23 protein-coding genes and 1 pseudogene are annotated in these 20,712 nt (G+C 30.0%); 14 read left to right on the top strand and 10 right to left on the bottom strand.

All coding sequences use genetic code 11. From position 1 onward, the window contains the following. The first annotated feature begins 80 nt into the window (after positions 1–80). The 10 genes from cbrR to mrdA are packed head-to-tail and all read left to right on the top strand — an operon-like array spanning position 81 to position 8,369. Complete coding sequence (cbrR, locus tag FBF15_RS04930; protein WP_002870095.1) at positions 81–1,325, top strand: bile resistance response regulator CbrR; 1,245 nt, start codon at positions 81–83, stop codon at positions 1,323–1,325. Beyond that, positions 1,316–2,131, top strand: a complete 816-nt coding sequence (locus FBF15_RS04925) for a TatD family hydrolase (protein ID WP_002872377.1) — start codon at positions 1,316–1,318, stop codon at positions 2,129–2,131. The genes cbrR and FBF15_RS04925 overlap by 10 nt, the downstream gene beginning before the upstream one ends. Next, complete coding sequence (locus tag FBF15_RS04920; protein WP_002855040.1) at positions 2,131–3,249, top strand: lytic transglycosylase domain-containing protein; 1,119 nt, start codon at positions 2,131–2,133, stop codon at positions 3,247–3,249. The genes FBF15_RS04925 and FBF15_RS04920 overlap by 1 nt, the downstream gene beginning before the upstream one ends. Continuing rightward, positions 3,209–4,036 (top strand): septal ring lytic transglycosylase RlpA family protein, encoded by an 828-nt coding sequence (locus FBF15_RS04915; RefSeq protein WP_032582492.1) that lies wholly within the window; start codon positions 3,209–3,211, stop codon positions 4,034–4,036. Before FBF15_RS04920 ends, FBF15_RS04915 begins: the two co-directional genes overlap by 41 nt. 5 nt (positions 4,037–4,041) lie before the next feature. Next, positions 4,042–4,530, top strand: coding sequence for an HAD-IIIA family hydrolase (locus FBF15_RS04910; protein WP_038817039.1), 489 nt, complete (start codon positions 4,042–4,044; stop codon positions 4,528–4,530). Then, the gene (locus tag FBF15_RS04905; protein ID WP_002898565.1) at positions 4,521–5,036 is read left to right on the top strand and encodes a hypothetical protein; all 516 of its coding nucleotides are present in this window, start codon (positions 4,521–4,523) and stop codon (positions 5,034–5,036) included. The genes FBF15_RS04910 and FBF15_RS04905 overlap by 10 nt, the downstream gene beginning before the upstream one ends. Then, positions 5,018–5,479 (top strand): LptA/OstA family protein, encoded by a 462-nt coding sequence (locus tag FBF15_RS04900; RefSeq protein WP_165434588.1) that lies wholly within the window; start codon positions 5,018–5,020, stop codon positions 5,477–5,479. Before FBF15_RS04905 ends, FBF15_RS04900 begins: the two co-directional genes overlap by 19 nt. Further along, positions 5,476–6,072: a ribosome biogenesis GTP-binding protein YihA/YsxC gene (yihA, locus tag FBF15_RS04895; protein WP_002859990.1), complete on the top strand. Its 597-nt coding sequence runs from the start codon at positions 5,476–5,478 to the stop codon at positions 6,070–6,072. The genes FBF15_RS04900 and yihA overlap by 4 nt, the downstream gene beginning before the upstream one ends. After that, positions 6,069–6,563 (top strand): membrane protein, encoded by a 495-nt coding sequence (locus tag FBF15_RS04890; protein WP_038817040.1) that lies wholly within the window; start codon positions 6,069–6,071, stop codon positions 6,561–6,563. The genes yihA and FBF15_RS04890 overlap by 4 nt, the downstream gene beginning before the upstream one ends. Beyond that, complete coding sequence (mrdA, locus tag FBF15_RS04885) at positions 6,564–8,369, top strand: penicillin-binding protein 2 (protein ID WP_052773629.1); 1,806 nt, start codon at positions 6,564–6,566, stop codon at positions 8,367–8,369. 120 nt (positions 8,370–8,489) lie between these two features. Here the strand turns inward: mrdA and FBF15_RS04880 are convergent, their stop codons facing one another. The 10 genes and pseudogenes from FBF15_RS04880 to FBF15_RS04840 all read right to left on the bottom strand — a co-directional run bounded on the left by FBF15_RS04880 (position 8,490) and on the right by FBF15_RS04840 (position 17,876). After that, on the bottom strand, positions 8,490–10,280 hold the full coding sequence (locus FBF15_RS04880; protein WP_038817006.1) for an aminopeptidase P family protein: 1,791 nt from the start codon (positions 10,278–10,280) through the stop codon (positions 8,490–8,492). Continuing rightward, a pseudogene (locus FBF15_RS09675) lies at positions 10,277–11,483 on the bottom strand (peptide MFS transporter). Before FBF15_RS09675 ends, FBF15_RS04880 begins: the two are co-directional and overlap by 4 nt. Positions 11,484–11,515: 32 nt before the next feature. Continuing rightward, positions 11,516–11,710, bottom strand: coding sequence for a hypothetical protein (locus FBF15_RS09435; protein WP_019109091.1), 195 nt, complete (start codon positions 11,708–11,710; stop codon positions 11,516–11,518). A 125-nt stretch (positions 11,711–11,835) separates the two neighbouring features. Continuing rightward, entirely contained in the window at positions 11,836–12,384 is a 549-nt protein-coding gene (locus tag FBF15_RS04870) for a hypothetical protein (RefSeq protein ID WP_002873342.1), read from the bottom strand. Beyond that, positions 12,377–13,483: a membrane protein gene (locus tag FBF15_RS04865; protein WP_010891874.1), complete on the bottom strand. Its 1,107-nt coding sequence runs from the start codon at positions 13,481–13,483 to the stop codon at positions 12,377–12,379. The genes FBF15_RS04870 and FBF15_RS04865 overlap by 8 nt, the downstream gene beginning before the upstream one ends. Next, complete coding sequence (gene era, locus FBF15_RS04860) at positions 13,470–14,345, bottom strand: GTPase Era (protein ID WP_002873340.1); 876 nt, start codon at positions 14,343–14,345, stop codon at positions 13,470–13,472. Before era ends, FBF15_RS04865 begins: the two co-directional genes overlap by 14 nt. Further along, on the bottom strand, positions 14,342–15,661 hold the full coding sequence (gene hslU, locus FBF15_RS04855; protein WP_002860001.1) for an ATP-dependent protease ATPase subunit HslU: 1,320 nt from the start codon (positions 15,659–15,661) through the stop codon (positions 14,342–14,344). The genes era and hslU overlap by 4 nt, the downstream gene beginning before the upstream one ends. After that, a complete protein-coding gene (gene hslV, locus FBF15_RS04850; RefSeq protein ID WP_002781630.1) occupies positions 15,658–16,200 on the bottom strand; it encodes an ATP-dependent protease subunit HslV in 543 nt (180 codons plus the stop codon). The genes hslU and hslV overlap by 4 nt, the downstream gene beginning before the upstream one ends. Beyond that, entirely contained in the window at positions 16,200–16,643 is a 444-nt protein-coding gene (gene rplI / locus FBF15_RS04845) for a 50S ribosomal protein L9 (RefSeq protein ID WP_038816880.1), read from the bottom strand. Before rplI ends, hslV begins: the two co-directional genes overlap by 1 nt. Before the next feature lie 12 nt (positions 16,644–16,655). Then, positions 16,656–17,876 carry an argininosuccinate synthase gene (locus FBF15_RS04840; protein ID WP_002860003.1) on the bottom strand — a complete coding sequence of 407 codons (1,221 nt, stop codon included), beginning with the start codon at positions 17,874–17,876 and terminating at the stop codon, positions 16,656–16,658. A gap of 154 nt (positions 17,877–18,030) precedes the next feature. Between FBF15_RS04840 and FBF15_RS04835 the strand changes: the two genes are divergently transcribed. From FBF15_RS04835 to FBF15_RS04820, 4 genes are read left to right on the top strand one after another with little or no spacing between them, the layout of a single operon-like run. Further along, positions 18,031–18,276 carry an RNA-binding S4 domain-containing protein gene (locus FBF15_RS04835; RefSeq protein WP_002860004.1) on the top strand — a complete coding sequence of 82 codons (246 nt, stop codon included), beginning with the start codon at positions 18,031–18,033 and terminating at the stop codon, positions 18,274–18,276. Beyond that, the gene (gene tsaE, locus FBF15_RS04830; RefSeq protein ID WP_002867644.1) at positions 18,273–18,680 is read left to right on the top strand and encodes a tRNA (adenosine(37)-N6)-threonylcarbamoyltransferase complex ATPase subunit type 1 TsaE; all 408 of its coding nucleotides are present in this window, start codon (positions 18,273–18,275) and stop codon (positions 18,678–18,680) included. The genes FBF15_RS04835 and tsaE overlap by 4 nt, the downstream gene beginning before the upstream one ends. Beyond that, positions 18,673–19,401 carry an LPS export ABC transporter ATP-binding protein gene (gene lptB / locus FBF15_RS04825; protein ID WP_002855252.1) on the top strand — a complete coding sequence of 243 codons (729 nt, stop codon included), beginning with the start codon at positions 18,673–18,675 and terminating at the stop codon, positions 19,399–19,401. Before tsaE ends, lptB begins: the two co-directional genes overlap by 8 nt. After that, complete coding sequence (locus tag FBF15_RS04820; protein ID WP_002854994.1) at positions 19,401–20,651, top strand: RNA polymerase factor sigma-54; 1,251 nt, start codon at positions 19,401–19,403, stop codon at positions 20,649–20,651. The genes lptB and FBF15_RS04820 overlap by 1 nt, the downstream gene beginning before the upstream one ends. Positions 20,652–20,712 lie beyond the last annotated feature (61 nt).

Raw genomic sequence — 20,712 nt, 5'->3', positions numbered from 1 at the left:
AAATATATAACTATAAAAATTTCCTTTCTTTTGAAACAAATATAATAAAAAATTTTAGATATAAAGGTATTTTACACACTATGAATAAGAAAATTTTAATTATTGATGACAATAAAATGCTCGGCAAACTTTTGGCTAAAAAAATTCAAATGACTTTAGATTATGAGGTAGATATTGCTTTTGGTTTTGCTGAAGCTAAGGAGTTAATGAATAATGATTATTTTTTAGCTTTTGTGGATTTATGCTTGCCAGATGCCCCAAATGGTGAAGTTGTGGATTATGTTATAGAAAAGAAAATTCCTGCTATTGTTCTTACGGCTAGTGGTGATAAGGCTACTAAAGAAAAATTTATGGATAAAGATATATTAGATTATATTTTTAAAGAAAGTGAAACTTGCATTGATGAGATTATTAGTTCTATTGTAAAACTTAATCAATATGCAAAAACTAAAGTGATTGTAGCTATGAGCAAGCTACCTGAACGTAATGAAATTAAAAAAATACTTACTCAAAGACAATTTAATGTTTTAGCTGCGGCTCATGGTGAAGAAGCAATGAGTTATTTAAATGATAATAATGATGTTAAGCTTATTATAGCAGATGTCAATATGCCAGTAATTAGCGGTTTTGAGCTTTTGACTCAAGTAAGAGAACGTTTTAGTGATGATGAATTAGGTGTGATTCTTTTGGGGGATCATAATGATTCATTTGAAGCGAATTCTTTTAAAAATGGAGTTAATGAGTATTTGTTTAAGCCTTTAAGCAAAGAAAGTTTTAATTGTCGCTTAGATCGTTGTTTATCTTACATGGATGATAAAAAATTTTTAAGCACTTATAATGTTTTAGATCTTGTATCTGGGGTTAAAAATTATAATGCTTTAATCGATGGAATAGATGATTATTTTAACGAAATAGCAACAAAAGACGAGGAATTTGCTTTTGCTTTCTTAGATATAGATAATCTTCAAATGATTAACGATGAATACGGCCGTGAAGTTGGCGATGAAGTAATTAAAATCTGCGCCAATGAAATAGTTAATGAAACTAAAGGAAGAGATCTTGTAGGTAGATATAGTGCAGAAAAAATTTGTATTTTACTTAAAAATATATCCCAAGAAAGAGCGATTAAAATCTTTTCTCGTATACGAGTAAATATAAAAAAAGCTGGTGTTTTAGTTAATTTAGATGAAGTCTTTTTTACAGCTTCTATAGGCGTGGTTTTTGGAAAAAGTGGAGATAAGATTGATTCTTTGGTTGATAAAGCAAGTAAAATATTGTCTCAAGCAAAAGATAACGGCAAGGATAGAGTTGAAGTATGTTCTTAAATCTTGATTTTCAAGATGGTTTAAGGATTGTTGATACGCATTGCCATCTAGACAGTGAAGCATTTAAAGATGATTTAGATGAAACTTTAAATCGTGCTTTTAAAAATGGTATAGAGAAAATCATCATACCTGGTGCTGATATAAAAGACTTGCCTTATGCAGCTACAATTGCTCATAAATATAAAAATATTTTTTTTGCAGCAGGGGTGCATCCTTATGAAATTGATAATTATGATGAGAAAATTTTAAGGCAGTATTTATGCGATGAAAAGTGTGTAGCTGTAGGTGAATGTGGGCTTGATTATTTCCGTTTTAAAAGTGATCTTGCTGAAGAAATTCAAAAAGAAAAAGAAAATCAAAAAAAGATTTTTATCGCACAGCTTGAACTTGCTATTGAATTTAAAAAACCTGTTATCATTCACTCAAGAGAAGCAAATCATGATACTTATGAGATTTTACATGGGTATTCTAAGGATCTTGTAGGAGGAGTTTTACACTGCTTTAATGCAAGCGAACATTTGCTAACTCTTTTTGAAGATGGATTTTATTTTGGTATTGGGGGAGTTTTAACTTTTAAAAATGCTAAGAAATTAGTTGAAATTTTACCTAAAATTCCAAAAGATAGACTACTACTTGAAACTGATGCTCCATATCTTACTCCAGAGCCTTATCGCGGTAAAAGAAATGAACCTTTGTTAACTCAATTGGTAGCAAACAAAATGTGTGAAGTATTGAATTTATCAAGAAAAGAACTTCTAGAAATTTGTTTTAACAATTCTGAAAAATTATTTTTTAAAGGTTATTAATGAAAAAAAATTTATTGTGTTTTTTAATATGTTTTAATTTTCTTTTTGCACAAATTAATACTCCTGAATTTTATGAAAGACAAATGAATGTTTTAAGAAATTTAGATATTAATCCAAGTTTTATTAGTGATTTGATTTTTGTGCAAACTCAACAAGATATAAAATCAAAACATGCTCAAACTTTAATAGATAGTATGCAAAATTTTTCAAAAGTTACTCCTATGATAAGAAAAATTTTAGCCCAGCAGGAAGTTCCTGATGAGATTTTGTATCTAGCTATGGTTGAATCAGGCTTGAAAACTCATAGCGTTTCTAATGCCAAGGCTGTAGGGGTTTGGCAATTTATGCAACCAACAGCTAGAAATTTGGGTTTAAGAATCGATGCTTATGTTGATGAAAGGCGTGATCCAGTCAAGTCAACTTATGCCGCTACAAATTATTTAAAAGAGTTAAAAGAAGAATTTGGCAAATGGTATTTGGCACTTTTAGCTTATAATTGCGGAAATGGCAAGCTAAGACAAGCTATCAAGCAAGCAGGAAGTGATGATTTAAGTGTTTTATTGAACCCTGATAAGAAATATCTTTCTTTAGAAACTAGAAATTTTATAAGAAAGATTTTAACGCTTGCTTTTTTAGCTAATGATAGGGATTTTTTACTAGATAAAGATGCGTCTTTAATGAATTATGCTTTAAGCAATGAATTTGCAAAAGTTGATGTGCCTTCTTCTGCATCTTTAAAAGAAATAGCTAAAAATTTAAATATGGATCTTGCAACTTTTAAGAAATATAATCCACAATTTAAACATAATTTTACGCCTCCTGGTAAAGGGTATTATATGTATATACCACTTAATAAAGTAGCATTTTTTGATAAAAATTTTAAAGCAGAAAAACTTGCAAAGGTTGATACAACTATACCTATGACAAGAACTTATACCGTTAAGTCTGGTGACTCTTTATATAAAATAGCAAAAAATTATAATATAAGTGTTGATGAAATTCGAGAATTCAATAAAATAGCAAAAAATCATCTTAGCATTAATCAAAAATTAATTATACCAATCAAGGAGAATAAAAATGCAAATAAAAACAATTACACTAAAGTTGTCAGCCGTTAGTCTAGGGGCTTTATTTTTTAGTGGTTGTTTAGGCACTAGTTTTTTTTCTAGCTTGGATAATGCTCAAGTGTATTATCCTTCAAATGATTTTAAAAGCAGTCCTAGTTCTTCAGGGGCTAAAGGAACGATGAAGCCTTATACTATCAACGGTAAAACTTATTATCCTACTGTCGTAGCAGTAGGCGAAACTGCTGATGGTATTGCGAGTTGGTATGGGCCAGGCTTTCACGGCAAGAAAACCTCTAATGGCGAAACCTATAATCAAAATGCTTTAACCGCGGCTCATAAAACTTTACCTATGAATACCATCTTAAAAGTAACCAATCTAAATAACAATCGTCAAGTTACCGTTCGTGTGAATGATAGAGGTCCTTTTGTAAATAATCGTATTATAGATTTATCAAAAGGAGCTGCTAGTCAAATTGATATGATTGCTTCAGGAACAGCTCCAGTAAGGCTTGAGGTTATAGGGTTTGGATCAAGTAATTCGGGTAATAATATTGTACATTCTAATGTAAACTATGGAAATAGTGGAGAGATTGCAAATAATGGACAAATTTATGAAGGTGGAAATTTCATGGTTCAAATTGGAGCCTTTAAAAACCCAGCTGGAGCACAAACGATAGCAGCAAGATATAAAACTTATAGAACTTATAGCTCTACTATACGCACAAGTTCAGTGGATGGGTTAAATCGCGTTTTCTTAACAGGCTTTAGAAGTGAAGATGAAGCAAGGGATTTTGCTGCAAGTGGTGCATTTGCAGGCGCATTTGTTGTAAGAGAATAGAAATTATGACAGAATTGATTTTTTTGGATGTAGATGGCTGTTTAACTGATGGAAAAATTATTTATACTTCTAATGGAGAATTTATTAAAGAATTTGATGTAAAAGATGGAGCGGCTATTGAGGCTTGGCTAAAGCTTGGTAAAAAAATTGCTATTATTACAGGTAGAAATTGTCCTTGTGTTGAAAAAAGAGCTAAAGATTTAAAAATAGAAATTTTATATCAAGGCATCAAGGATAAGTTAGCTTGTGCAAAAGAAATTTTACAAAAACTTAATTTAGATTTTTCTCAGTGTGCGGCTATTGGGGATTATTTTAACGATAAGGCTTTACTTGAAAGTGTAGGACTTAGTTTTAAGCCAAAAGATGGTCATAAAGATTTAAATGTAGACATAGTGCTTAGCAAACAAGGTGGTAAGGCTGCTGTAGCACAAATGATAGAAATTTTAGTAGAAAAAAATCATCTAAAAGAAGAATGGAATAAGCTTTGGCTATAAAAATTTTTGGAATTTTAATTGCTCTTTTTACAATTACTTTTACGATTTTAAGTTTGCAAGATCCGTATTCTTTGAATTTGCAAACTAATGCTTTAAATTTTAAAAATATTGAGGCTAAAAATTTGAAAGCTTATGAGAGTAATGCTAGTACAATTAAGGCATATTATAAGGCAAATTCTTGGGTGAGATATGCAGATAGAGATGAATTTAATGACTTTATTACTTTAAATTTAGATTTTAATCTTAGTGCGAATCGTTTAGAGTTTTTCAATAAAGATATGAGCAAGGTTTTGTTTGAAGGAAATGTTACTTATATAGGTTCTAATAATGTCAAAATTATTTCTCAAGAGGTAGAATACCAACCTAAGGATAAAATTTTACACACAAATACTAATTTTAAAGCTCTGATCAATGGAAGTATTATTAACGGAAATACTTTAAACTATGATATAAAAAACAAAATTTTAAATATCCAAGGAGTAAGTGCGTGGTTGCAAGACAAATAATTTTATTGTTGGCTTGTGTAAGTGTAACTTGGGCAACTCAAATTGAAGTAAAAGCTTTAAATTTTTACTCAGATGAAAATAAGGGTGAAAGTATTCTTAGTGGAAATGTAGAAGTAATTAGGGGTGATGATATTTTAAATTCTGAAAAATTGATTATTTATACGGATAAAAATCGCAAACCTATTCGTTATGAAGCAATGCAAAATGCTAGCTTTAAGATTGTTTTAAAAGGTAAAACTTATAAAGGTAGTGGAGATAAATTTATTTATAATGTTATTAAAGATACTTACGAGATTAATGGTCATGCTTATATAAATGAGCTTGGAAGCAATCAAAAACTTTTTGGTGATAAAATAATGGTCGATAGAAAAGCTAATATTTATCGAGTAGAGAGCAAGGATCAAAAACCTGCTCGTTTTGTATTTGACCTTAAAGACAAATGATAATTAGTGCTAAATTTATCACTTCTTTAGTGAAATTTGATGAGAATTTGAGCTCAAATTTTAGTGAAGTAGCATTTTTGGGGCGTTCCAATGTCGGAAAAAGTTCTTTAATCAATTCTTTGTGTAAACAAAAAAATTTAGCCAAAAGTTCGGCAACTCCTGGAAAAACTCAGCTTATAAATTTTTTCGAAGTAGCTTGCAAAAGAAATGAAGAAAAATTTAATATCAATTTTATCGATTTACCAGGGTTTGGTTATGCAAAGGTTTCTAAAAATTTAAAAGAAATATGGAATCAAAACTTAGATGAATTTTTAAAATTAAGAACCTCGATAAAGTTATTTATACATTTAATCGACTCAAGACATACTCATTTAGAGATCGATGTAAATTTAAATGACTATTTGAAAAGATTTTTACGACCTGATCAAAAAATTTTAAAAGTTTTTACCAAATGCGATAAATTAAATCAAAGTGAAAAAGCTAAGTTAAAAAATGAATTTAAAGACTCTATTTTAGTTTCAAATTTGAATAAATTTGGCCTTGATTCTTTAGAAGATATTATTATCAATCAAACTTTAGGTCTTGATAAATGAGAAGAAATTTAAGTGCTTATAAAGCAAAATTTAATGGAGCTTATGTCTTTTTAGGATTTTTTTTTCTAATTTATCAGATTCTTGGTTCGACTTTTGTATATACCCCGTTACTTTATGGGATTTTTTTCTGTTATATGTTTTGCTTATTAGAAGAGAGAGAGAGAACTTTTTCAAAGCTTGATTTTAGATGGTATTTTTCTTTATTTTTTTTATTTTTTACTGATATAACTTATAATTTTTTTATTTTTTCATCTTGGTTGGCATTTTTTATTTTTTATTATCTTTGTGCAGATTGGATTAAGACAAATTTAAAAATTGGTAAATTTATCCCTGTTGTTTTTGTGCTTTGTGCTTACGGCATTATTTTGTTTTTGGATATGATATTGTCTTATATTGGAGATGAAAAAATTAAAATTTTAGGATGGGCGTATATTGTTTCAGTTTTTATAGAATGTTGTTTAACTTATGTGTTTTTTAAAGGTAAAATTTAAATGAGAATGCGTTTAGTTGTTGGATTTATACTATTGTTTTTTATATTTTTATTAAGTCGTGTGTATTATTTGAGTATAAAATCAAATGTATATTATGAAGAACTTGCCAAACAAAATGCCATAAAAACTGAATTTTTAGCACCTGTTAGGGGTCAAATTACAGATAGAAATGGAACTTTATTGGCTATTAATGATTTGGGTTTTAGTATTTCTATTAAACCTTATTTAAGTATTAAAAAGTCAAATAAAGGAATTTTAGATAAAGAATTATCTGAACTTACAAATTTATTTCCCGATTTAAATGCTAGTAAATTAGCAGAAATTTATAAGAGAAATGATTCTTACTATAATCAAGATTTTATTAAAGTTGTAGATTTTATACCCTACGATGAGATTATTCCGCATTATTCAGAGTTAAATCTTAATAAAACAATAAAAATAGATCCTGTTGTAAAAAGAAAATATCCTTTTGGAAAATTGGCTTCGCATATTATTGGGTATGTAGGTAAGGCAAATTTGCAAGATGTTCAAGAAAATGAAATAGCAAAACTTTCTAACTATACGGGAAAAAGCGGTATAGAACGCTATTATAATGATATTTTACAAGGAGAAAAAGGAACTAGGGTTTATAAGGTTAATGCCTTAAATCAAGAAGTAGAACAGCTTTCTTACACTCCTGCTATGTCTAATGATATAGAACTTACGATAGATATAGAGCTTCAGTCTTATTTAACTTCATTGTTTGAAGGGAATGCTGGAGCTGCTATAATTATGAATGTAAATGATGGATCTATTTTAGCTGCAGGGAGTTTCCCTGAATATGATCTTAATCCTTTTGTAACAGGGATTTCTTTTAAGGATTGGGATGAGCTTTCAAATAGTCTTGATCATCCTTTTACAAATAAACTTATAAATGGATATTATCCTCCAGGTTCTGTTGTAAAAATGGGAGTAGGGCTTTCTTTTTTAAATTCTAAAAATATTAGCCCGTCGACTCATTATGTTTGCAATGGAAGCATTGAGCTTGGAGGCAGGTTTTTTAGATGTTGGAATCGATCAGGCCATGGACCTGTGGATTTAAAACATGCGATAAAATATAGTTGTGATGTTTATTTTTATAATGGCAGTTTGCAAGTTGGAATCGATCAAATAAGTGAAACTTTATCTCGCATTGGCTTTGGAGCGAAAACAGGGGTAGATTTACCTAGTGAATTTGTAGGAACTTTACCAAGCAAAGAATGGAAGATGCAAAGATATAGACAATCTTGGTTTCAAGGTGATACTTTAAATACAGCTATAGGTCAAGGTAATTTTCTTGCAACACCTATGCAAATTGCTAGATATACGGCTCAAATCGCAAAAGGTGGAGAGGTTATACCTCATTTTTTAAAAAGCATAGAAAATAATAATACAACTATAGAAAATCAAATGGATGAAAATAAAAAAGAAATTTTTACTTTATTTGAAAAGAGTCAATTGCCTTATATAAGAGATGCAATGTATGCTGTTGCTAATGAGCAAGGAGGAACCTCTTATCGTTATTTGCATAATCTTGATGTGAAAGTTGCAGCAAAAACAGGAACTGCTCAGGTTGTGGGATTTTCACAGACAGATAAAAATAGGGTCGATGAAAAACAATTTGAGTATTATACTAGATCTCATGCGTGGCTTACTTCTTATGCTCCTTATTCTAAGCCAAAATATGTAGTTACCGTTCTTTTGGAGCATGGTGGGAGAAATATTACTTCAGGGGCAACTGTAGCTAAAATTTATCAAAAAATGATTGAACTTGGATATTTTAAATAATTTTTAGTTGTAAATTGAGTTTTTCAAAAAAAACTTTTTTAGCAATTGGTTTAAAAACCTTGTATTAAACAAATTATAAGTTTAATACAAGGAAAATTTATCTATGTTAACAAAAGTATCTTAAAAGATGGCTTTTGTTCTTTTTTCAAGCCAAACTAGAGCTTTTGGAAAATCACCTAGCTTAGGAGAAAGTTTTTCAAATACTTCTTTGTGGTAATTGTTTAACCACTCTTTTTCTTTTTCATCTAACATTTTTGTATCAATACAAGATATTTCAAAAGGACAAAGAGTAACAGGTTTAAAGTATAAAAATTCTCCAAAATCTTTATTTTTAGGATTTTCTACTTTGGTATGAATAACTAAATTTTCAAGTCTTATACCCCATTTGCCTACTTTATAAATACCTGGCTCTATGGAAGTTAGCATACCTTCTTTGGCTTTTGTTTTTTCAAGCATAGGGGATAGATAAGATAAAACTTGTGGACCTTCATGGACATTTAAAAAATATCCCACGCCATGTCCTGTGCCGTGCATATAGTCAATTTGTTCTTTCCATAAAGGTACGCGTGCGATTGCATCAAGTAAGGGCATAGCTACATCTTTTGGAAAAATTGCACTAGAAATGGCAATATGTGCTTTTAAAACCAAGGTATAGTCATGAATTTGTTCTGCATTAGCCTTTCCTATAGGCACAACGCGTGTAATATCTGTTGTGCCGTTTTTATATTGTCCACCAGAATCAATAAGTAAAAGCCCATCTTTTTTAAGATAAGCAAAACTGTCTTTTGTGGCTTTATAATGTGGATATGCTGCGTTTTTGTTAAAGCCTGCTATAGTGGCAAAGCTATCACTTATGTAGTACTTGCTTTGCGCTCTAAATTCGCTCGCTTTAGTATCTATGTCCAATTCGCTTATTAATTCTTTATTTTCTATCGCTTCTTCAAGCCAAGCAAAAAATTTACATAAAGCCACTCCATCTTCTATCATAGCATCTTGTATATGCGCTATTTCTTTTGTATTTTTAGCTGCTTTTAAATGAGTGCTTGGATTAATTTCTTGAATGATTTTTACGCTTTTGTCTAAAGAATTCATGAGTAAAGCGGTCATTTTTGAAGGTTCAATAAGCAAATTTGTATTTGCAAGTTTTTCAAGCTCCATGATGATTTCATCATAATTTTTAAGCCAAAACCCATCTAAATTTAATTTTTTTTCAAGTTCTGAATTTACTTTTTTCTGATCAACAAAAAGCAAAACTTTGTCTTCCAAGATTAGTAAATGACTTAAAAATACAGGATTGTAATTTACATCATTCCCCCTTAAATTTGTAAGCCAAGCTATATCATCAAGGCTGGAGATTAAATGAGAAGTAGCATTTAAATTTTTCATTTTTTGACGCACTAATGCTAATTTTTCTTTTCTTGAGTAAGAGCAGTATTCTAGTTCGTGTTCATAAATTTTTTCTTGTGGTAAAGTGGGACGATCTTTCCAAAGTGGACTTATCAAATCTATATGTTTTAAATTTGCCTTGCAATTAATCTGTAAATCTTTTTGTAAAGATAAAGGTAAAAGTGCAAAATCGATGCCTAAAATTTGATCTTCGCTTAAATTTTTTTCCAACCATTTGGTAAAAGTATTTTTAGCATCTTGCTTTTGTAAAAGTATGCCACTACCTTCTAATTCCTTTTGTGCTTGAAGCCAATATCTTCCATCTACCCACAAAAAGCCCTCTTCTTGCGTGATAAGAACTGTTCCAACAGAACCCTTAAAGCCACTGATAAAGACTCTGTTTTTGTAATATTCTGGTAAATATTCGCTCAAATGCGGATCCGCACTTAAGATGAGATAGGCGTCAATATTATTTTCTTTCATTAATCTTCTAAGTTCTAATACTCTTTGTTTGTAAATACTCATATTTTCTCCTTAATATTAATTTTTAGTATTTTATTGATAGGTTTTTTGAGTATAAGTAAAATTATAACAGCACCAAGTAATATCCACATACATTGGTAAAATAAATTTGGCAAATAAGCTATATTTTCTTCACTTGCTTTACCACCTATGAATCCAGCTAAAGCATTGCCTAATGCACTTGCTACAAACCAAAGTCCCATGATTTGATTTTTGATTAAATCAGGGGCAACCTTAGCCATTATAGAGAGTCCAATAGGAGACACGCATAGTTCCCCAAGTGTTAAAAAGAATATACTTATGATAATCCAAGCCATGGATATTGGTAAACCATTGTTGTTTATTAGATTTTGTGAAGCAAAGGTCATCATCATAAAACCAATACCGGCAAATAATATTCCTAAAGTAAATTTTCCAATGGAAGAAAAATATATATTTTTTTCTCTAAAAATATCCAAATATAACTTGCTATAGGAGCAAGTATGATGATAAAAATTGGATTAAAAGATTGAAACCAGTTTGTTGGAATTTTCCAATCAAAAATATTTCTATTTGTAAAATCTTGCGCAAAAAGATTATAAGCGGTAGGTTTTTGTTCAAAAGTACTCCAAAAAAAGTGGCCGCAAAGAATAAAACAATTAAAATTGTTAATTGCTGTTTTTCTCTTTTATTTAAGGTTTTAAAAACAAAAAAATATATGAAATAAATTACCAAACATAGTAAAATTACAATTAGAAGTTTTTTTGATAGTATTATGGGATTAATATCTGCAAGATTAATAAAAATTAGAAAAAATCCAATAATACTTAACAAGCTTATACTTAGTATAAGAGTTAAATTTTTACTTTTTTTAAATGGTTGTTCCCAGTTTTGCTTTAAAGTACAATTTTTATGAAATTCTTCAAGTTCAGGGGTAGCTTTAAAATATAAAATAAGCAAAGAGATTAGCATACCTAAACCTCCTATGCCAAATCCTAAATGATAATTCCATTTTGCTTGAACAAAACCACATATAAGAGGAGCAATGAATGCTCCAATGTTAATTCCTATATAAAAAATCGTATAGCCAGTATCGCATCTTGTATCATTTTGTTTATATAACATTCCAACTGTTACAGAAGCGTTAGTTTTAAAAAATCCAGTACCAATAACGATAAAAGTAAGCCCTAGGAAAAACATAGGTGTGCTTAAAATAGATAAGGCTATGCTAATATGTCCTAAAGTTATAATAAAAGAACCTAGAAATAAAGCCTTTTTTGCCCTGAATAATTATCAGTAATCCAGCCTCCAGGAAGCGTGCTGCTAAATACAAGCTCCTGCAAAAATACCATAAAAGCAAATCTTTCCCAAAGTTCTACCATTGATAGAGAGAATAAAGGCTTGCGATGACCTAGGAAATTTGTATCGAGTTTTTGTATTTCTTGTTTAGTCACTTCCCAATACCTTTCTTTTTTATGTTTAAAATATTTTAACTAATAGTAATAGAAAAATAATTAAATTACAATATTTTTAAATATTTTTTTATAATAATATTTAAAAATATAATATTTTAATATTATTATAAATTAACAAATTTAAACATTAAATCAAGCTTTAATTTTAAACCCTGTGTATTGTATAGTTTTATTTTATCAATTTTTAAAGCTATAGGAAGATTTTCTAAATTTTGTATAAAATTGAGTAAGTCTTTAAAGTTGCCATTTAAACTTAGAGAAACATAATTATAGTGAATAAAATTTTTGTTTTCTTGGGAAAATTTTATTTCATTAATGATTAAATTTTTGGATAAATTATTGATTTTTTTATTGAAAAAATCTTTATCATAAGAAAATAAATGCAATTTTTCTTTATAGTATTTTAATTTTTCTTCCTCTATTTTTATCTGTTTTGTTAGCTTTGTCTCTATTTCTTTAAGATGTGAATTTTCTATTTTTGCTTCATTTAATGCAAGGTAATTATGTTCTACTAATGTTTTTTGAAAAATATCTTCCAAAAAGTGATCGTGAATTTTAAAAGCTAAAAACAAAGCACAAAGACAGATAAAAGAAATAAAAAGAAATTTTTCCCTAGGATTTAAATTCTGCAAAAATACTTCTATTTTATTCATGTATGACTTCTAATATGATATTAAATGTTTCTTCATTTTTATCAAGAATTTTAAAAGCAGAATTTAGATTTTCTAATGCTCTTTTAAAGTGGTTTTCATCGATAAAAGAAAGAATGATTTTTGTTTGTTCAAATTCAAGATTTGTGATTTTAAGGTCATTGGAGTTAAGCCATGATATGATTTGATTTAGAATGATTGCCTTATTTTTGTCTAAATTGATTTCTTTTGTTATGGTGGATAAAATATGAAATTGTTGTTGTGTAGATGATATTTTATTGGAAAGAGTAAAGTTTAAATCTTGTATGTTTGTTAATAATTTTTGCTTATCTTGTTTTAGTTTAGAAATTTCTTCTTGTATGATAAAATTTTTATTTTGAATTTCCTTATTTTGTTTGTACTCTATAAAATCTTTAAATAATAAAATCATCATGCTAAGACTAAAGCTAAAAATAAATATTAATATAATTTTAAAAGAAATAGATATTTTTATTTTATTATGCTTGATAAAATTACAATTTTGATCTAGATTTTTTATACTATATGAACTTAATTTCAATAAACTATTTTTATCAAGAATATCATTTAGATTTAAACATTTTATTTGAGATGAGAAGTAATGTTTGATTGTATTCAAATCCTGATAAAGTAGCAATTTGCTTTCATAGTGTTTTAAAAGTTCTGTAAATCGATTTTGTTTAAAAAATAAATCCATATTACCTGGATTGAAATTTTCGATTTTTTTAAGATTGATAAATTTTCCTTCTTGGTAAAAATATAAATATAAAGTTTGATCATATAAATTTAAAACACAATAATCACTTTCCTCAATAAATCTTTCATCAAACAAAGCTTGAAAAATTAAAGGCTCAGGAAAGCAAAAACGACTTTTTTTCAATTTGTAAACAGGCGCTAAAAAACAATGATAAATTTCATTATGTTTAAAAAAAGCTATTTGATAGTCAAAGGGTTTGCTTAGCTTAAAATCTGCGGTTAAATTGTTAAAAAGTTCGTCTTCTTTGGATATTCCTGTTCTTTGAGCATAAAGCAAATCTGTAGATTTTATAAAATTTATTTTATTTAATGAATTAATTTTCATCATTTAAAAGTTTTTTTAAAAATTCTTCATCTTTTTGCCAGTTTTTTTTCACTGTTATGAAAAGCTTTAAAAGTACTTTTTTTTGTGCAAGTTTTGAAATTTTAAAGCGTGCATCTTTGCCTATCCTTTTTAAAGTTGCCCCTTCTTTTCCTATAAGCATACCCTTGTGAGAGTTTGTATCTGTGATGATATTGGCTTCTAGGATTAAAAGATTAGGTGTGTCTTTGGTGCGATTGATAAGCACTTCGCTACTATAAGGAAGCTCATCGCTTAAATTTTCATAAATACTTTCAAGTATGAAATCTCTATAAAGTTCTTTTTCGCTACTCGCACTTAAAAATTCAGGATCATAAAAATACTCATGTTCATCAAGGTATTTTACTATCTCATCTAACAAGCCTTTTTTATAGCTTTTTTTCTTAGAAGAATAAGGAATGATAGCCTTAAAATGTTGGCTAAATTTTGCATATTCGCTAAGTTTTTTTAAAAGCGTAGCATTGTCGGTTAAATCTACTTTATTTAAAGCGATGATATGTGGTACTTGTGGGTTTAGACTAAGGAAATTTTCATAGTCTTTTGTACTATCAAAAACACTTGCCACAAATAAAATCACATCACAATCTCCCATGGATTTAATAGCACTTTGGACAAGCAGTTGATTAAGCGTAGCACCGCTTTCGTGAAGTCCTGGGGTATCGATAAAAATGATTTGATTTTTTTCATGCATCACTATGGCTTTGATTTTACGCCTTGTGGCATTTTGTTTGTGAGAAACTAGGGCGATTTTTTCTTCTAATAAGGAATTGATTAAAGTACTTTTTCCTGCATTAGTACGCCCTATGATGCTAACAAAGCCACTTTTCACAAAATATACCTTGCAAGATCTTTATTTTCTATGATATCTCCGAGTTTTTCTTCTACCATTTTTTTATCCACTACGAATTTTTTACCCGCATACTCATCAGCTTCAAAGCTTAAATCTTCAAGTAATTTTTCTATCACAGTATGTAAGCGTCTAGCACCTATATCTTGCATTTCTTCATTGGCTCTTGAAGCTATTTTTGCTATTTCTTTAATTGCCTCATCATTAAAATCAAGTTCTAAATTTTCAGTTTTTAAAAGCTGAGAGTATTGTTTTAAAAGTGAATTTTTAGGGCGTGTTAAAATTTCATAAAGAGCTTTATCATCAAGACTATCTAATTCCACTCTTAAAGGAAAGCGTCCTTGCAATTCAGGGATAAGATCGCTTGGTTTGCTAAGATGAAAAGCTCCTGCGGCGATAAAGAGAATATGATCGGTTTTTAAAGTACCTATTTTTGTTTGTACATTTGATCCCTCGACTATAGGAAGTAAGTCTCTTTGCACCCCTTCTTTGCTTGGATCTTGGCGGTTTGAATTTCCGCTTGAAACAGCGATTTTATCGATTTCATCAATAAAAATAATCCCTTCATTTTCCGCTCTTTTTAAGGCTTCGCTTTTGATGCTTTCTTGATCTAGGATTTTTTCTCCTGCTTCGTTTTTTAAAGCATTTTTAGCGTCTTTGATTTTCATTTCTTTTTTGACTTTTTTGCTGCCAACGCCTATAACCTTAACTATATCTTGCATTGCACCCATTTCAGGAGGTAGGTTAGGATTGGTATCAAACATATTTTGTGAAATTTCTATCTCTATGGCGCTTTCATCAAGATCGCCATTTCTTAGTTTAGTTCTCATTTTTTCAAGACTGTTTTTATATTCTTCTTGTTTTTCATCGCTGATACCTTTTGGTAGAGGTGGCAAAAGTTTTTCTAAAATTTTATTTTCTATAAATTCATCGATTTTATCTTTGTTTTTTTCTCTTTGTTCGTTTTTTACTAAATTTAAAGCTGCATTGGCAAGATCTCTTACCATGCTTTCTACATCACGACCTACAAAACCTACTTCAGTATATTTACTTGCTTCGATTTTGATGAAAGGAAAGCCCATCATTTTAGCTAAACGCCTAGCGATTTCTGTTTTTCCTACACCTGTAGAACCTATCATCAAGATATTTTTTGGCACTATATCATCTTGCAACTCAGGGCTAAGTTGCATTCTGCGGTAGCGATTTCTTAAAGCTATAGCTATGATTTTTTTAGCTTTTTTTTGTCCTATAACATAATCATCTAAAAATTTAACGATTTCTTTTGGAGTTAGATTCATTTCTCATCCTCGATTACATAAGTTTTGATATTGGTATTGGTATAAATGCAAATTTCACCTGCGATTTGAAGACTTGATTTTACAAGTTCTTCTTCATCTAAATCGGTATGTTTTGCTAAGGCTCTAGCAGCTGAAAGTGCATAGTTTCCACCACTTCCTATGGCTGCGATTTGCCCATCTTCAGGTTCGACCACATCGCCTGTACCAGAAAGTAGAAAAATGTGATTTCTATCAAGTACAAGCATCATGGCTTCAAGTTTTCTTAGGTATTTGTCTTTTCTCCATTCTTTAGAAAAGTCAATTGCTGCTTTTAAAAGATCGCCTTTAGAACTTTGAAGGAGATTTTCAAACATATCAAAAAGATTAAAAGCATCAGCTGTTGATCCTGCAAAACCTGCTAAAACTTTGCCATTGTTGAGTTTTCTAATCTTTACAGCATTGCCTTTTAGCACCGTATTTCCAAAGCTTACTTGTCCATCTCCGCCAATTACGGATTTATTTTTACCTTTGTAAGCTAAAATCGTTGTTGCGTGAAACATTATTCTGCCTTTATATTTATGTTAAATTTAGCATGGATTGCGTGTCCAAGTTTTACGCTTACTTCGTGGACTCCTAAGCTTTTTAAGGTATCACATTCTAAACTTTTTTTATCGATTTCTATATGGCTTTGTTCTTTTAGGGCGTGAGCGATTTCATCTTTGGTTACGCCACCAAACAAACTTCCATTTGCACCTACGGGTTTTGAAATTTCAAGAGTGATTTTGCTAAGTTCTTCTTTGAGTTTTTCTAAATTTGCGATTTCAAAGCGTAAATTTTCAGCCTCTTTTTTCTTGTCGCTTTCATATTTTCTTAAAACTTCATTAGTAGCTGCTTTAGCAAAGCCTTTAGCGATTAAGAAATTTTGTCCGTAACCGTCTTTTACTTCTTTTATTTCTCCTGCTTTTCCAAATGCTTTTACATCTTTGATTAATAATACTTTCATTTTATTCCTTTATTAAAATTTTCTTCCATTTTTTCCTGCGATGATAAAACGCAAAGCATTAAGCTTGATAAAGCCTGCTGCATCTTTTTGATTGTACACTTCATCTTCTTCAAAAGTACAATAAGCTGCGTTAAACAAGCTATCGTTCGAACTTTCTCGTCCTATAACCATCACATTGCCTTTATAAAGCTCGAGTTTTACTCTGCCATTGGCGTGAATTTGAGACTCATCGATTAAGGCTTGAAGCATCATTCTTTCAGGCGAGAACCAATAGCCATTGTAAATTAAACTTGCGTATTTTGGCATGAGTTCATCTTTTAAGTGTGCTGCTTCTCTATCAAGCGTGATGCTTTCAAGCGCCCTGTGTGCTTTTAAAAGTATGGTACCACCTGGTGTTTCGTAACAACCACGGCTTTTCATACCTACATAGCGATTTTCTACTATATCAAGGCGTCCTATACCGTGTTTGCAGCCTAGTTCGTTAAGTTTGGTTAAAAGTCCTGCAGGACTTAGTTTTTCTCCATTTATCGCTACTAAATCTCCTTTTTGGAAATCAAGTTCTATAATTTCACTTTCATTTGGAGCATCTTTTGGGCTTTTACTCCATCTCCACATATCTTCTTCAGGTGCGTGTGCAGGATCTTCTAAGACAAGTCCTTCGTAAGAAATATGAAGTAAATTTGCGTCCATAGAATAAGGAGATTTTCCTTTTTTCTTAGAAATATCAATACCGTGTTTTTGTGCATAAGCAAGGAGCTTTTCGCGACTGTTTAAATCCCACTCACGCCATGGAGCGATGATTTTTAAATCGGGATTAAAAGCAAGATAACCAAGTTCAAAACGCACTTGATCATTTCCTTTACCTGTGGCACCATGACTTACTGCATCAGCACCTGTTTGCAGGGCGATTTGTGCTTGAGTTTTTGCTATAAGTGGTCTTGCTATACTTGTTCCTAAAAGATATTCTCCTTCATAAATCGCATTGGCTCTAAACATAGGAAATACATAATCTTTAACAAATTCATCTCTTAAATCTTTAATGAAAATATTTTCTTCTTTTATGCCTAAAGAAAGGGCTTTTTTTCTTGCAGGTTCGAGTTCTTCACCTTGACCAATATCTGCTGTAAAAGTTACAACTTCACAATTATACTCATCTTGAAGCCATTTTAAAATAATGCTCGTATCAAGCCCCCCAGAATACGCTAAAACTACTTTTTTTACTTCATTTTTCATAAGATATCCTTTGTTAAAATAGATTTGAAAATTGTAAAATTGTATCCAAATTTCATTAAAGAAAAGTTTTTACTTGCTATTTTCTTAAAAAATAAAGCAAAGGCGTAAGCAAATTTTGTTCCAAAAATTGATTTTTTTTGCTAAAATTGCTTTTATGAGAGTAGATAAATTTTTAAATGTAGTTAATATCACGAAAAGAAGAGCTATTTCTGAAGATATGTGTAAAAGTGGTGTAGTGGGGATTAATGGCGTTATTGTTAAAGCGAGTAAAGAGGTTAAGGTGGGTGATATTATCACTTTACATTTTACTGAATACACTCAAAAATATAAAGTCCTAGCTATACCTAGCACGAAAAGTATTCCTAAAAACGCACAAAATGAATATGTGGTAAAATTATGAAAGAATTTATTTTAGCAAAAAATGAGATCAAAACGATGCTTCAAATAATGCCTAAAGAAGGTGTTGTTTTGCTTCAAGGAGATTTGGCTAGCGGAAAAACAAGCTTAGTGCAAGCTTGGGTTAAATTTCTTGGTCTTGATGCAAGGGTGGATTCTCCAACTTTTTCCATTATGCAAAGATATGAAAATCATGATATTTGCATTTATCATTATGATATTTATCAAGAAGGTTTAGAAGGACTTTTAGCGAATGGTTTATTTGAAAATTTTTTTGAAAAAGGTTTGCATTTGGTTGAATGGGGCGGTGAAAATTTGAAAAAAACTTTAATGAAATTTGGAATTTCTACTATCCAGATTAAAATTAGCATTAAAGATGACAAAAGAAAGTATGAAATTTATGAGTAAATTAGAAATTGTAAATTTAGAAAAAATTATTAAAAAAACTAAGATTATACATGGAATTTCTTTAGAGGTTAATAGCGGAGAAGTTGTAGGACTTTTAGGGCCAAATGGTGCAGGAAAAACGACAACTTTTTATATGATATGTGGACTTATTTCCCCAAGTAGTGGAAAAGTTCTTTTAGACGGTTTAGATGTGACAAAAGATCCTTTAAACAAAAGAGCTAGATCAGGGATAGGTTATTTACCTCAAGAAAGTAGTATTTTTAAGGATTTAAGTGTAGAAGATAACCTGCTTTTAGCGGCTCAGATTTTTTATAAAGATAAAAAAATTTTACATGATAAAGTTGAGCAAATGCTTGAACTCTTAAGTATAGAGCCTATTCGTTTAAGGAAAGGTTTAAGTTTAAGTGGAGGTGAAAGAAGGCGTTGTGAGATCGCTAGAAGCTTGATGTGTGAACCTAAGTTTTTGCTTCTTGATGAGCCTTTTGCAGGTGTTGATCCTATAGCAGTGGCTGAAATTCAAACTTTAATTAAAGAGCTTAAAAGATTGGGGATTGGGGTTTTAATTACCGATCATAATGTGCGTGAGACTTTGGCTATTTGTGATAGAGCTTATGTTATAAGATCGGGCTCTTTGCTTGCTAGTGGGAATGCTGATGAAATTGCAACCAATAAAGACGTGAAAAAGTATTATTTAGGAGCGGAGTTTAAACTCCTTGATTGATGTTAAAGCAAAAAATCACCCAAGCACCCAAGACTAAAATTTCTCAAACTTTACGCTCTTGGTTGCCGATTTTACAAGCAAATATAGAGGATTTAAAAGAAAATTTAGATAAATTTGCTGAGGATAATCCTTTCTTAAATGTTCAAGATTCGATACAAACTCATGATAAGGGTAAGAATTATTTTGATTCATTTTATAAACATAATGTAAATTCGGCTTTTGTGGATAGTAAAGGACTTGCCAAAAAAAGTGTTTATGAGCTTTTAAATGAACAGATTCTTCCTCCTTTGTTTCCTACAAACAAATCTCAAGAACTTGCAAAAAAAATTATAGAATGCTTAAATGAGGAAGGATATTTTGAATACGATGAAGAATTTTTAAAAGAGTATTCTTTGGAAGAAATTGAGCGAGTAAGAGCAAGATTTAAATTTTTAGATCCTGTAGGAGTGGGAGCTAAAGATTATAAAGAAGCATTTTTATTTGCTCTTGAAAATATGGAGTTAGATGAAGATATTGATGAGTTTTGTAGAATGTTGATTATGGATTTTGAAAATATACAAAACTATACCAAAGAGCCTTTATATAAAGAAGCATTAGCTGTACTTAAGCGCTTTAGCACTCCCCCTTTTTTGGAATATTTTGAAGATTCTCGTATAATTGTTCCTGATATTTTTGTTTATAAAGAAAATGGTGAAATTAAAGTAAAAATCAATGATGATTATTATCCTGAAATTTCAATCCAAACTGATGGTTTAGAGCATGATTTTTTAAGTCATTACATCAAAGAAGCAAAAAATTTAGTTGATGCTTTAGCGATGAGAAAAGCTACTCTTTATAAAATAGGGCTTATGATAGTAGAATATCAATATGATTTTTTCATGGGAAAAGAGATAAAACCTATGACTTTTAAGGATTTAGCACTTGATTTAGAACGCAATGCTTCGACTATATCAAGAGCTGTGGCAAATAAATATTTAAGTTGTGAAAGAGGACTTATCCCTTTGCGTGATTTTTTTGCTTTTGCTCTTGATGAAGAGGGAGAGACTTCAAATGTAGGTGTTAAAGAATTTGTGGCAAATTTAGTAAAGAATGAAGATCGCAATAAACCTTTAAGCGATAGTAAAATTTTAGAATTAATCAAAGAAGAATTTAAAGTAGATATAGGGCGAAGAACTATTACAAAATATCGCAAACATCTTAATATAGCAAGCTCTACAGATAGAAAAAAATTATATGAACTTGAAGGATAAAATTCTATCAATCTATCAAACCCATTACACTTTTGTTTTATATTTAAATTTAATTTAAATA

Source organism: Campylobacter sp. CFSAN093233 (assembly GCF_011068165.1).
Lineage (GTDB): Bacteria > Campylobacterota > Campylobacteria > Campylobacterales > Campylobacteraceae > Campylobacter_D > Campylobacter_D jejuni.
The sequence above is the reverse complement of the archived record's forward strand: the minus strand, read 5'-3'. Positions and strand labels throughout refer to the sequence as shown.